We start from the raw sequence: 12413 nt of genomic DNA, 5'->3' as shown, positions 1-12413 counted from the left end.
TGCGCCATGCTGAACGACATTTTCCCTGACGAACTCCCCCGCGCCCTGCAATCGATCTTCACCGACGACGACCTGGGCAGCCTCACCACACTCCCCCGGCGCAGTTTTCTCAAGATCGTCGGCATCGGCGGGCTGGCCTTGGGTGCATTCCCGCACCTGGCCCTGGCACAACAAGCCGGCGACAACGGGCAAGCGCTCAAGCCGACCCAGCAGCCGTCGGCGTTCGTGCAGATCGCGCCCAACGGCGAGGTAACGGTCACCCTCAACCGTCTTGAGTTTGGCCAGGGTGTACAGACCGGGTTGCCCATGATTCTGGCCGAAGAACTCGACGCCGACTGGAGCCTGGTGCGTACCCGCAATGGCAGCAACGACGCGGCTTATCAGGACCCGAGTTTCGGCATGCACATCACCGGCGGCTCCAACTCGATCAAGAACAGCTACACCCAATACCGCGAACTGGGCGCCCGCGCTCGCGCCATGTTGCTCGCGGCGGCGGCCGCGCGCTGGAACGTGGATGCGGCGAGCCTGAGCACCCAGGCGGGCATGGTGCTAGGCCCGGGAGGCCGAAAAGCGAGTTACGGGGAGCTCGCCGAAGCGGCGATGGCAATGCCCGTGCCCGAAGCTATCACCCTCAAGGATCCCAAGGACTTTCGCATCATCGGCCAGGCCACGACGCGTATCGATGCCAAGGCCAAGAGCAGCGGCCGACAGGATTTCGGCATCGACATGCACCTGCCCGGGCAGCTCACCGCCGTGGTGGCGCGCCCTCCTGTATTTGGGGCCCGTATCGCTTCGCTGGATGACAGCGCAGCCCGTGCCACCCAAGGGGTAAAAGCCGTCCTGCGAGTGCCGCTGGACGGAGGGGCCGAAGGTGTGGCGGTGGTCGCGGACGGCTATTGGCAGGCAAAAACCGGCCGCGATGCGCTCAAGCTGCAATGGGATACCTCCGCGGTCGAGAAGGTCGACAGCGAAAAACAACTGGCCCAGTACCGGGACCTGGCCAGCCAGCCCGGCCCCCTTCATTTCGATGCCGACATGACGCCGCTTGCCAGCGCCCCACATCAATTGGAAGCCGAGTTCCTGTTCCCCTACCTCGCCCACGCGCCCATGGAACCGTTGAACTGCACCGTCCAGGTTACCGGCGACCGCGCCCAGCTATGGGTCGGTACGCAGTTCCCCGGTGGCGACGGTGTCGCGGCGGCACGGGTGTTGAATCTCAAGCCTGAACAAGTCCAGGTCAATGTGCAGACGGCAGGCGGCGGCTTTGGCCGCCGTGGTGTACCTTCCGGCGACTTCGTCGTGCTCGCCTGCGAAGTCGCCAAGGCCGCGCGCACCGCCGGGCTCGATGCGCCTGTTCGTACCCTGTGGAGCCGTGAAGACGACATCAAGGGCGGTTACTACCGCCCCATGCACCTGCACCGTGCGCGGATCGGTTTCGATGACAACGGCAACGTCCTGGCCTGGGATCACGTCCTGGTCGGGCAATCGATCCTCGCCGACACGATGTTCGACGCCCGCGTGAAGAACGGCATCGACCCCACGGCCACGGAAGGTTTGCGCAATCCTTATCCGCTACCGATGCGTCTGACGGTACATCACCCCAAGTTCAACGTGCCGGTGTTGTGGTGGCGCAGCGTGGGCTCCACGCATACGGCGTTTGTGATGGAGACGTTGATCGATGAAATCGCCCGGACAACCCGGCAGGACCCTGTGGCCTATCGGATGAAGCTGTTTGCCGATCAAAGCCCACGCCATCGCGCCGCACTGCAACTGGCGGTGGACAAGAGTGGCTACGGCAAGGCTCAACTGCCCGAAGGGCGAGCCTGGGGCGTGGCGGTGCACGAGTCGTTCAGCTCGGTGGTGGCCTACGTGGTTCAGGCCTCGGTACAGAATGGCCGTCCGGTGCTGCATCAGGTGACCGCGGGCGTCCACTGCAACCTGGCCGTCAACCCGCGCAGCGTCGAGGCGCAGGTACAGGGTGCGGCGCTCATGGGTTTGTCCATGTGCCTGCCGGGCGGCGCTGTCACGTTGAAGGACGGCGTCGTGCAGCAAAGCAACTTCGCCGATTTCAGCGTGCCACGCATCACCGATACGCCGGAATTCTCGATTCACATCGTGCCCAGCGCCGACCCACCCACAGGCATGGGTGAACCCGGCCTGCCGGCGCTGGCACCGGCCTTTGCGAATGCGGTGGCGAGCCTGACGGGCAAGCCGCTGCGTCAGTTGCCGTTCAAGCTGGCGTGAACGGGTTATCATGGCCGTCATCTCAATTCTCTGACCTGATGGAACCGCCATGACTTTCGATTTCGACCCAGTGTTCGAGCGCCACGGTACCGGCAGCACCAAGTGGAGTCGCTACCCGGCCGAGGTGTTGCCGATGTGGGTGGCTGATATGGACTTCGCTGCCCCGCCCGTGGTCATCGATGCGCTGCGCAAGCGTCTTGAGCATCCGATGCTTGGCTACAGCGTGGCCCAGGACACCCTGCGTGCGGCCATCGTGGCTGACCTCTGGAACAAATACGCCTGGCGCGTCGAGCCCCAGCAGATCGTGTTCCTGCCGGGTGTGGAGCCAGGTTTCAACATGGCCCTGCATGGGCTGGTGGAGCCGCAGCAGACTGTTGTGGTGCAGGTGCCCAACTACCCGCCGCTGCGCAATGCGCCGGGCCACTGGCAGTTGAACAAGGTGGAGTTGCCTTTCAATCCGGTCAATGGTGAATTCCACACACCCCTCGCATCGTTGCGCGAAGCACTACACGGTGGTGGCGCCCTGTTGTTGAGCAATCCCCACAACCCCCTGGGCAAGGTATTCGGCCGGGAAGAGCTCAAGGCCGTGGCGGACATCTGCCTGGAGCAGGATGCCTGGATCATCTCCGACGAGATCCATGCCGAGCTGTGCTTCGACGGCCGGGTGCACATTCCCACCGCCACCCTGAGCCTGGAAATCGCCGAGCGCACCATCACCCTGATGTCCGCCAGCAAGGCCTACAACATCGCTGGGCTGAAGACTTCGTTCGCCATCATCCAGAACGCCAAGGTGCGCGAACGGGTCAACAACGCCCGGGCCGGTATGGTCGACAGCGTCAATGCCCTGGGCCTCGAAGCGACCCGGGCGGCCTACAGCGAGGCCGGTCCGTGGCTCGAAGCGTTGAAGGCGTATCTGCAAGCCAATCGCGACTATCTGGTGAATGCGGTGCAGACCCGTCTGCCCGGCATCAGCATGACCGTGCCTCAAGGTACCTACCTGGCGTGGCTGGATTGCTCGGGATTGGGCTTGGACGACCCGCAGGCCTTCTTCCTCCATGAAGCCAAGGTCGGGCTCAGCGCCGGGCTGGACTTTGGCGACGACGCCCAACAGTTTGTGCGCCTGAACTTCGGCTGCCCGCGGGCGCTGCTGGAGGAAGGGATTGCGCGGATGGAGAAGAGCTTGAAGGCTCGGCGCTGACTGTTGGAATAAGGTGGTATGGGATTTATCTGTGGCAGAAGGATTTATCTGTGGCGAGGGGATTTATCCCCGCTCGAGTGCGAAGCGCTCGCCCAGGGATTCTCAGTGCTGGAAAATCGGGGGTTGCTACGCAACCCAACGGGGATAAATCCCCTCGCCACAATAAGTCCGTTAGCCACAATCACCCCAAAGCAGCGATCCCTCTTGCCACAGTCGGATCAGTGGTTATTCATGCAGATCCGGCGCATACACAAAACACAGCTTGTTCCCTTCCGGATCCCGGCAATAGGCTCCGAAGTAACCTTCCGAGTACTGTGGCCTCGGGCCCGGCGGGCCTTCGTCGTAGCCACCCATGGCAATGGCCAGGTCCCAGGCAGCGCGCACGGTTTGCGGCGAATCGGCGGCGAAGCTGACCTGCATGCCATTGCCCCACGTCGCGGGCAAACCGTTAAAGGGTTGTTGCACGAATACCAGGGGCCAGCGCTTGCCGGGTTGATGCCAGCCTTCCCCGGGCGGTCCCGAATCGTTTTCGCTGTCCATGCGTACCAGTCCCAGGCAACCCAGGACGGCATCATAAAAAGCGATCATCCTCGGCAAGTCTCGTGCGCCAATCTGTATATGACTGAACAATCTCATCTCCTTGATGAATGACCTGTAGCTATTGGAGAAGTCCTGTTCTCCAACGTTCGCTACGGGTTGACTATTGACCGACGAAACGCCCCGCACAACGCTCATCGACTGGCTGAATGATCCAACCGAACTCTGCGGAAAAAGCCGGGGTCCACCCTCCATTGCATTCACACCTGCCTGGAGAACGACATGGTCGACTACCCAACCCCACCTTTCCCGAAACAGAGCCAACCGGTGCCCGGCACCCAGCGGAAAATGGACCCATATCCCGATTGCGGCGAACAGAGTTACACCGGTTCCGGGCGTCTGGCGGGCAAAGTCGCCTTGATCACCGGTGCCGACAGTGGCATTGGTCGCGCCGTGGCGATCGCGTTTGCCCGTGAAGGCGCGGACGTGGCCATCTCTTATCTGGATGAACACGAAGACGCCCGGGAAACCGCCCGCTGGGTCGAACAGGCCGGCCGCCAGTGCCTCTTGTTGCCGGGCGACCTGGCGGACAAGGCCCAGTGCCGCAAGATCGTCGACGAGACCGTCGCCCGCTTCGGACGCATCGATGTCCTGGTCAACAATGCCGCGTTCCAGATGACCCACGAGCGTCTGGAGGACATTCCAGACGAAGAATGGGTGCGCACGTTCGATATCAACATCACGTCGATGTTCAGGATCTGCCAGGCCGCCGTGCCACACATGAAGGCCGGCGGCTCGATCATCAACACCAGTTCGGTCAACTCCGACATGCCCAAGCCGACCCTGCTGGCCTATGCCACCACCAAGGGCGCCATCGCCAACTTCACCGGCGGCCTCGCGCAGATGCTCGGGCCCAAGGGGATCCGGGTGAACAGCGTGGCACCGGGGCCGATCTGGACACCGCTGATTGTCGCGACCATGCCTGAGGAAGAGGTCCAGAACTTCGGTTCCCAGACGCCCCTGGGACGCCCGGGCCAACCGGTGGAAGTGGCGCCGATCTACGTGCTGCTGGCGTCGGATGAGTCGAGCTATATCTCGGGATCAAGGTATGGGATCACGGGGGGCAAGCCGATCCTCTAGACCCTGGGGAGTTCTTTTGTGGCGAGGGGATTTATCCCCGCTGGGCTGCGCAGCAGGCCCAAGATCTTGGGGCCGCTTCGCGCCCCAGCGGGGATAAATCCCCTCGCCACAAAAAGCTCCGCGCATTATGGTTGCTGCTCAGGACGACTCCTTGGCAATCACCGAAATCTTCCCATTACGCTCGATAATCGCAAACTTGATCTGCTCCAGGGTCTCGATGCCCTGACTCGAGCGCGCCGCCTCCATGATGTCGGCTTCCACGAGCCGGGCAAGGCGCATGCGGCCCCTGAGGATCCGGCCGTCCTCGACAATGACGGTCGGACCGCCGTCGATCAATCGTGAAACCCACTGCGAGCGCTGTTTGAGCAGGGACAGGCCGACATCGATGGCAATCAAGGTCACGATCACCATCAGCGCATTGGTCAGCGAAAAATCGTCTCCCAACAGGGCCTGCTGGGTGGCCTCGCCGATGATCATCAGCAGCACGAAGTCAAACGTGGTCAGGTCCGCCAGGGAGCGGCGGCCGGCGATCTTGAACAGCACCATCAATGCCAGGTACATCGCGGCGGCGCGCAGTACGGAGTCCATAGGTCACCTAAGGGAAAATGAATTGATCGAAACTGACCGCACTGCCGGACATGGCGATACGGCTGTGATAAATCCCCAGGCCCGCACTGACCAATGAGAGGTACAAGCTCGCCTTGCCCTCGGCGTCCGCCTGAACCCACACCGTCATCCCCTGCCCCACGCTGGCCGAACGCACGGGCTGGGGCTGCAGCGCCTGCACGTCGAAGCCCTCCAGCCAGTCGCCACCCAACTCCACCTCCAGTACCGCGCCGGGCTGGCCCTTGAGATGAATGATCATGGCGTTATTGGAGCCATTGCGATGGAACAACTCGTACTTGACTCCCAGGCGACCATCGAGGCTCTGTACGTCACGGGAGCTCAAGGGGCCACGGGAAAACAGCCCCAGCAAGGTCAGGATCACCAACAGCACCAACCCATACCAGCCGACTCGCTCGAACCGCCAGACCTTGAGCTGATACGCCATGTCTTCGCGGACTGGAAACTCACGACTGCGAAAATCTTCCGGTTCGGTGTGGTTGCCCATGAGGATGCCCTATCGGTACTCACCCGTCAGGGCACGCTGATGAAAGTGGCGCAGTTGCAGGAGCGCGTGTTCGGCGGCCCACAACTGCACCTGCCCGCGCGTGCCGAAAAAGCGTTCCTGGCGGCTGAACAGCGCCCGCTTGCCATGGAGCTGGAAGGCCCAGGCGAAGCACACAGTGCCGGCGGGAATGCCATCCATGTCGTCGGGGCCGAGGATTCCGGTGGTGGCCACCGCCACGTTGGCATCGGCATCGTGCAACGCGCCGAGGGCCATTTCTTGTGCCACTTCGCGACTGGTGAGGTTGAAGGTTTCGATGGTGCGCGGGCTCACACCCAGCAACCGTTGTTTCGCTTCGGGGGAATACACCACGTAACCGCTTTCGATCAGTGAACCGCTGCCCGGCACTTCGGCCAGCAGCGTGACGATCTGGCCGGCGGTACAGGATTCGGCCGTGGTCAGGCGCAAGTCATGGTCTCGCAGGTAATCAACCAGGGTATGGGCGACAGTCATGGTGCGAAAGTCCTTCTGGGATGCTGATGGGTTGACCCCTGCCGCTTGGATTCATTCCCTCTGACCGCCTCCCGGCGCACCGCGACAAATAAATGAAACCGTCCTCCAATCCTACGCCTCAAATCCATAAGGGCCTCACGCTGAGGCTGACTCGATCAGGAGGTCGTCATGTCCGCACCTTTCGTCAAACTGTTCACCCATCCCGAATTCGCCTGGCAGGACATCCGCGAAGAAGAACAGGCCCATCCACGCCATTACCTCGGCCACTTGCTGTTGCTGGCCCTGATCCCGGCGGCATGCCTGTTCATCGGCACCACCTGGACCGGTTGGAGCCTGGCCGAGAACGAAACGGTACGGCTCACGGCCCCCAGCGCGCTGCAACTGTGCGTGCTGCTGTACCTGACCATCGTCGCCGGCGTGGCACTCATGGGCCTGTTCATTCGCTGGATGTCACGCACCTTCGAGGCGCGTCCGACCGTCAACCAGTGCATCGGCTTTGCCGCCTATACCGCCACACCGTACTTCCTGGCCGGGCTTTCCGGGCTGTACCCCAGCCGTTGGCTGGCGGTGGCCGTGCTGCTAATGGCCTCTGCCTATTCGACCTACCTGCTGTTTATCGGCCTGCCCAGGTTCATGAGTCTCAAGAAGGAACAGGGGCTGTTGTACTCGGCGAGTGTCTGGGGTGTCGGGTTGCTGGTCCTGGTGACCATGCTGGTGGAGATGATCCTGCTGTGGTTCAACGTGTTGCAGCCGGAATACCTGCGGTTTCCGGTGGGTTGATCAGCCGATGGGATCCTGCGCCGGACGCTTCTGTGGCGAGGGGATTTATCCCCGCTGGGGCGCGAAGCGGCCCTAAGATTCTAGGGCCGCTGCGCAGCCCAGCGGGGATAAATCCCCTCGCCACAGAAGCCCGATCCCCTATCCCCAGTTCATTTATCGGTTTTCTTCATCCCGATCCGCCGACGCATGTCGGCCGTGATGCTCTGGCGGGTTTTCTTCAGGTCGGCCCAAGGCTCGTGACCCACTTCCGCCAGACGCTCGTGAACGTTGTGTACATTCCACAGGTTCGCCCCCTTGAGCTCCGCCACTTCCTCCCGAAAGATCGGCACCGACACCGGCAGTCCTTCACGGGTCCGGACGGCGTAGGCGCAGATGGTGGTAGCGCCAAGGCCGTTGCGCAGGTAGTCGATGAAAATGCGCCCTACCCGGTTCTTCGGCCCGGACACCGCAGAGAAGCGATCCGGCAGCAGCTTCGCCATATGGCTGACAATGGCGTGGCTGAACCCCTTGACCTCGTCCCAGCCGAGTTTGCGCGTCAACGGCACCACCACATGGATGCCTTTGCCACCGCTGGTCTTGAGAAATGCCTTCAGACCCAGCTCATCCAGCACCGACAAGGTCAGTTGGGTGGCTTCCACCATGCTTTTCCAGGGCAGTGCCGGGTCCGGGTCGAGGTCGAGGACGAAACGATCCGGCTTGTCCAGGTCCACGGCAGTGGCATTCCAGGTGTGCAGTTCCACCGTACTCATCTGCACCGCGCCGATCAGGGCCTCGGCGTTGTTGATGATCATCACCGGCTGCCCGGTCAGTGCCTTGTCCAGGCTGGTAATCCCGGGAATCGCCAGGCGCTCGGGGTTCTTCTGGAAGAACAGCTCGCCGGCGATCCCGTCCGGCGCCCGCACCAGCGCCACCGGACGGTCGGCCAGTTCCGGCAGAATGAACTCGGCGACGCTGGCGTAATATTCGGCCAGCTGCAGTTTGGTGGTGCCGCTGTTGGCGTCGATGACCCGCTCGGGGTGGGTGATCCGGACCTTGCCGTCCATCGCCGGAGCCTGGGTGGCCTTGCCCCTGGTCTTGGTCGCGGATCTGGCCGGTTTTTTTGCGGTTTCTGCCGGTTTGTCCACGGTTTTCGCGCGCTCCTGGGTAATCTCCTTGGCCGGTTTGTCGCTGCGCAAGCCATGGAACACCGCGTGGCGCACCGAACCTTCCTTGGTCATTTCGGCATACGCCACTTCGGCCAATAACGTCGGCTTGAGCCAGTGCACGCCCTTGGCCTCGTAGCCGGTGGGCGGATTGACCACTGCCGCTTTTTTCGTCTCCAGGGGCAGCAATTGCTGATAGATGCTTTTAAGGGTGGTTTCGTTGAAACCGGTGCCGACCTTGCCGGCATAGCGCAGTTCGCCGCTGTCGGCATCATGCAACCCTAACAACAACGCGCCGAAAGCACTCCGAGCGCCCTTGGGCTCGCTGAAGCCGACCACCACGAACTCCTGGCGGTTCTTGCATTTGAGCTTGATCCAGTCGCTGCTGCGCCGGGACACATAGGCACTGCCCGCGCGCTTGCCGATCAGCCCTTCCATCTGCATCTGGCAGGCGCTGTTGAGCAACGCATCCGGGGTTTCTTCGAAGGTATCGGAGAAACGCAGCAACGGATCCTCGTTACGCTCCAACACTGCCGCCAGTGCCGCCCGACGCTGCTCCACCGGCACTTTGCGCAAGTCCATGCCATTGAGATAAGGCAGGTCGAACAGGTAATAAGCGATCTTGCCGCTGCTGCCGGCGTCGAAAGCGTTTTGCAGGGCCTGGAAATCCGGCACGCCCTGTTCGTTGGCCACCACCATTTCGCCATCGAGCCAAGCCGACTCAAGCCCGAGCCCGGCCAGGGCCTCGGCCTGCCTGGGCAACTTGTGGGTCCAGTCGTGGCCGTTGCGGGTGATCAGGCGTACATCGCCATTTTCGATACGGGCCATGACCCGATAACCGTCGAATTTGATTTCATAGAGCCATTCGCCATCGGGGGCGCTTTCCACCAAGGTCGCCAGCTCCGGCTTGAGGGTTTCGGGAATCGGCGCGGCTTCGGCGCCGCTCAGGGTGGTTGTCGAGGTTTTCTTCGATGACCTGGGTTTGGCGGCTTTATCCGGCTGCTTCACCGCTTTGGCAGCAGCGGCTTTGCCCCGGCGCTTGGGCACGATGGTGCGGTCGCTGAGCACGCTGTCCGGCTCGGCCTGCACCACGTCGTATTCACTTTCAGGCCGGGCAGCGTCGTCCTGGTGCTTGATCAGGAACCACTGCTCCTGCTTGCCCGGCATATGCGTGCGCACCAGGTTCCACAGGCCGGCCAGCTTCTCGCCTTGCAGCTCGAACTTGAGCCGGCCCTTCTCGTAGGCCTCATGGGGATCGCCCTGGGGAATCCACACACCCCGATCCCAGACAATCACATCGCCGGCGCCGTAATGACCTTCGGGGATGCTGCCTTCGAAGGTCGCGTAATCCAGCGGGTGGTCTTCGACATGCACGGCTAGACGCTTGGACTTGGGGTCCAGGCTCGGTCCCTTGGGCACCGCCCAGCTCTTCAGCGCGCCGTCCAATTCCAGGCGAAAGTCGTAGTGCAGGCGCGAGGCATCGTGTTTCTGGATGCAGAACTGCAAGGCGTGGGCGGTTTTCTTCGATTTACGCGAGCGCTTCGCCGCCGGCTCCGGAGTGGCGGCGAAATCACGCATGCGGTTGTAGTCATCGAGGTTCTTGCTGCTCATCGGCCACCTGCGACTTGCTGTAGCGTGGGACCGGTCACCGGCAGCCCGGCGGTTTCCGATACCAGTTGATCGACGACCCGGCCCAGGGCCTGCACAGGCGTATCCCCCAGCAGCAACCCTTGCTCGTAGAGGACCACTTGCCGGTCGGCACTGGTGCCTTCCTGCACAATCCGTCGCGCCTGCTTGAACACGTCGTTAACGCCAAGGGCGGCGGCCGTTTCCCCAAAGGTCTGTTCGGCCAGGTTCAGCCATTCACCGATGAGCATCGGCTGCTCCTGCCCCTCGATGATGAACTCCGCCAGGATCCCGTGGCGTTTGGCCCGCCAGCGGTTTTCCTTGAGAATCCACTGGGACGTCTGGCTGTAGCGTGCCCCGGGCGCGGGTTGAGCAATCGCATGGGCCACCATCAGGCGAAACAGCGAGACGAGACAAAGGACATCATCGATCCGTGGACAGGCATCGCAGATGCGCATTTCCAGAGTAGGAAAATGCGAAGAAGGTCGAATCACCCACCAGCAATCGCTGGCCTGGCGAATCGAGCCGGTGCGCATGAGCAAGTCGACGTAGCTGGCAAACGCCGATTCGTCTTCGAAGAACTCCGGGACGCCCATGCGTGGCCACTCATCGCAGGCGACCTGCCGGTAGCTGCTGAAGCCGCTGTACGCGCCATTCCAGAACGGTGACGAAGCACTCAGTGCGAGAAACATCGGCAGCCAGGGCAAGACCTCGTTCATCACCCGCACCCGATCCCGGTCGGCCGGGACCTCGACGTGCACATGCAGGCCCGACAGCACACTGCGCCGGGCCACCCGCTGGTAATCATCGAACAGTTGCTGGAAATGCAATTCATCGGTGGGCTGCAATCCCTGGGCAGCCATGGGGTGAGAGCCGGCGCTGAGCAGTCCCAGACCATGGGGGGCCAGACGTCGCGTCAGTCCCGCGCGCACCTCGGCCAGGTAGTCGGCGGCTTCGGGCAGGCTGCGAAAGATGGGCGACGCCACCTCGACCTGGCTTTGGAACATTTCATGGGCGAAATGCTTGCCCAGCTCGATCCGGCATTCGGCCACCGCGGCCTCAGACGGTTGACCGGGCATGCAGCGGGTTTGCAGATCGGTGATGAAATATTCTTCTTCAATGCCGAACTTCAGACGCCTGTTCATCGATAATCCCTCCGATTCCCGCGCCGATGCGGGTTACCACCAACGCCACCACGGCGATCCTTTCCACGTTCTGATAACCCGGCGTCAGCAACTCTTCACCAAAGACGTCCGGGTCCAGTTCCTTGTAGGTCCAGCCAAATTCCGGCGAATCGCGCCAAGCCCCCAGCGCTTCCAGGAACGGGTCACGGCCATCGACCATCGCCACACCGGTATAGAGCACCAACGAGCCGCCCGGCGTAAGGCGGGGCAACGCCTGCTCGACAATGCGCAACGACAGCCCGGCACCGAGGACGCCACCACCGTCGCGATAGGCACGCTCTGCCGGATCGGCCATGTACGGCGGATTGGCGACGATCAGATCGAATTGGCCGTCCACGTTCTGCAGCAGGTCGCTGTGGACGATCTCGAGGTTGCCCACTTCGGCCAACGCGGCGTTGACCGCACTCAGGCGCAAGGCCAGCGGGTTGATGTCCAGGGCCAGCACCTGGGCTTCGCGACGGGCCCGGGCAATCACAATCGCCCCGACACCGGCGCCACAGCCGATGTCCACGGCCCGATGCACCGCCGTAAAGTTCTGTTGCAGGTGGGTGTGGATCAGTTGCGCGAAGCGGTAGCTGTCCGGGCCGAAAAACACTGCATCAGTGGACTGGGTAGGGAATGCCGAATGGGCAAACAGCAACCCGTCCAGGCTCGACCAGCGCACCCGGCTGTGAAGCAGACCCTGGCGTTCTTCCAGCACCTCGGCTTCTTGCAGTTGACGCTGTTCATCGGCGGAGATCAGTCCCGGTGCGAATGGCCGCGACCAGCCGAACACATCGCGCAACGTTCTGGAACGCTCGTTTCCGGGCCGCTGATTGACCCGTTCGTGGGTCAGCGGCGTTGGCGTGGTGAAGCGATAACCGTCGGCTTGCAGGCGACGGCCCAGCTGCAACAGCGCCAGGTCGGGTTCGGACAGGCGTTCTTCCTGATTCATGCAGGGC

11 protein-coding genes are annotated in these 12413 nt (G+C 62.5%); 4 read left to right on the top strand and 7 right to left on the bottom strand.

The genetic code is table 11. The annotated features are described in order from the left end of the window. The first annotated feature begins 6 nt into the window (after positions 1–6). Both CGA22_RS18420 and CGA22_RS18415 read left to right on the top strand, forming a co-directional pair. Entirely contained in the window at positions 7–2244 is a 2238-nt protein-coding gene (locus CGA22_RS18420; RefSeq protein WP_041020915.1) for a xanthine dehydrogenase family protein molybdopterin-binding subunit, read from the top strand. 49 nt (positions 2245–2293) lie between these two features. Then, positions 2294–3442, top strand: a complete 1149-nt coding sequence (locus tag CGA22_RS18415; protein WP_041020914.1) for a MalY/PatB family protein — start codon at positions 2294–2296, stop codon at positions 3440–3442. 225 nt (positions 3443–3667) lie between these two features. Here CGA22_RS18415 and CGA22_RS18410 read toward each other — a convergent pair whose 3' ends face one another. Beyond that, on the bottom strand, positions 3668–4072 hold the full coding sequence (locus tag CGA22_RS18410; protein ID WP_041020913.1) for a VOC family protein: 405 nt from the start codon (positions 4070–4072) through the stop codon (positions 3668–3670). A gap of 189 nt (positions 4073–4261) precedes the next feature. Between CGA22_RS18410 and CGA22_RS18405 the strand changes: the two genes are divergently transcribed. Then, positions 4262–5119, top strand: coding sequence for an SDR family oxidoreductase (locus tag CGA22_RS18405; RefSeq protein ID WP_041020912.1), 858 nt, complete (start codon positions 4262–4264; stop codon positions 5117–5119). Positions 5120–5257: 138 nt separating this feature from the next. On the opposite strand, the gene CGA22_RS18400 is transcribed toward CGA22_RS18405, so the two are convergent. Genes CGA22_RS18400 through CGA22_RS18390 form a run of 3 tightly spaced genes read right to left on the bottom strand, consistent with a single transcriptional unit; the run spans position 5258 to position 6740 of the window. Next, on the bottom strand, positions 5258–5707 hold the full coding sequence (locus tag CGA22_RS18400) for a DUF421 domain-containing protein (protein WP_041020911.1): 450 nt from the start codon (positions 5705–5707) through the stop codon (positions 5258–5260). Between the two features lie 7 nt (positions 5708–5714). Next, positions 5715–6230 (bottom strand): hypothetical protein, encoded by a 516-nt coding sequence (locus CGA22_RS18395; protein ID WP_041020910.1) that lies wholly within the window; start codon positions 6228–6230, stop codon positions 5715–5717. 9 nt (positions 6231–6239) lie between these two features. Next, positions 6240–6740, bottom strand: coding sequence for a CinA family protein (locus CGA22_RS18390; RefSeq protein ID WP_041020909.1), 501 nt, complete (start codon positions 6738–6740; stop codon positions 6240–6242). A 168-nt stretch (positions 6741–6908) separates the two neighbouring features. On the opposite strand from CGA22_RS18390, the gene CGA22_RS18385 reads away from it, so the two are divergent. Next, complete coding sequence (locus CGA22_RS18385; protein WP_041020908.1) at positions 6909–7520, top strand: Yip1 family protein; 612 nt, start codon at positions 6909–6911, stop codon at positions 7518–7520. A 149-nt stretch (positions 7521–7669) separates the two neighbouring features. Here CGA22_RS18385 and ligD read toward each other — a convergent pair whose 3' ends face one another. The 3 genes from ligD to CGA22_RS18370 are packed head-to-tail and all read right to left on the bottom strand — an operon-like array spanning position 7670 to position 12406. After that, the gene (ligD, locus tag CGA22_RS18380) at positions 7670–10273 is read right to left on the bottom strand and encodes a DNA ligase D (protein ID WP_041021288.1); all 2604 of its coding nucleotides are present in this window, start codon (positions 10271–10273) and stop codon (positions 7670–7672) included. Next, positions 10270–11433: a carboxylate-amine ligase gene (locus tag CGA22_RS18375; protein WP_041021287.1), complete on the bottom strand. Its 1164-nt coding sequence runs from the start codon at positions 11431–11433 to the stop codon at positions 10270–10272. Before CGA22_RS18375 ends, ligD begins: the two co-directional genes overlap by 4 nt. Further along, positions 11405–12406: a methyltransferase gene (locus tag CGA22_RS18370; protein ID WP_041021286.1), complete on the bottom strand. Its 1002-nt coding sequence runs from the start codon at positions 12404–12406 to the stop codon at positions 11405–11407. The genes CGA22_RS18375 and CGA22_RS18370 overlap by 29 nt, the downstream gene beginning before the upstream one ends. Between the last annotated feature and the right edge of the window lie 7 nt (positions 12407–12413).

It is taken from the genome of Pseudomonas sp. PSB18 (genome assembly GCF_014596565.1).
In the GTDB taxonomy this organism is placed as follows: domain Bacteria; phylum Pseudomonadota; class Gammaproteobacteria; order Pseudomonadales; family Pseudomonadaceae; genus Aquipseudomonas.
This window is presented reverse-complemented; position numbering and strand designations above follow the sequence as displayed.

Coding starts and splice junctions, on each gene's coding strand:
- CGA22_RS18395 (WP_041020910.1), bottom strand. CDS start 6,230: ATGGGCAACCACACCGAACCGGAAGATTTTCGCAGTCGTGAGTTTCCA.
- CGA22_RS18370 (WP_041021286.1), bottom strand. CDS start 12,406: ATGAATCAGGAAGAACGCCTGTCCGAACCCGACCTGGCGCTGTTGCAG.
- CGA22_RS18385 (WP_041020908.1), top strand. CDS start 6,909: ATGTCCGCACCTTTCGTCAAACTGTTCACCCATCCCGAATTCGCCTGG.
- CGA22_RS18405 (WP_041020912.1), top strand. CDS start 4,262: ATGGTCGACTACCCAACCCCACCTTTCCCGAAACAGAGCCAACCGGTG.
- ligD (WP_041021288.1), bottom strand. CDS start 10,273: ATGAGCAGCAAGAACCTCGATGACTACAACCGCATGCGTGATTTCGCC.
- CGA22_RS18375 (WP_041021287.1), bottom strand. CDS start 11,433: ATGAACAGGCGTCTGAAGTTCGGCATTGAAGAAGAATATTTCATCACC.
- CGA22_RS18390 (WP_041020909.1), bottom strand. CDS start 6,740: ATGACTGTCGCCCATACCCTGGTTGATTACCTGCGAGACCATGACTTG.
- CGA22_RS18400 (WP_041020911.1), bottom strand. CDS start 5,707: ATGGACTCCGTACTGCGCGCCGCCGCGATGTACCTGGCATTGATGGTG.
- CGA22_RS18415 (WP_041020914.1), top strand. CDS start 2,294: ATGACTTTCGATTTCGACCCAGTGTTCGAGCGCCACGGTACCGGCAGC.
- CGA22_RS18420 (WP_041020915.1), top strand. CDS start 7: ATGCTGAACGACATTTTCCCTGACGAACTCCCCCGCGCCCTGCAATCG.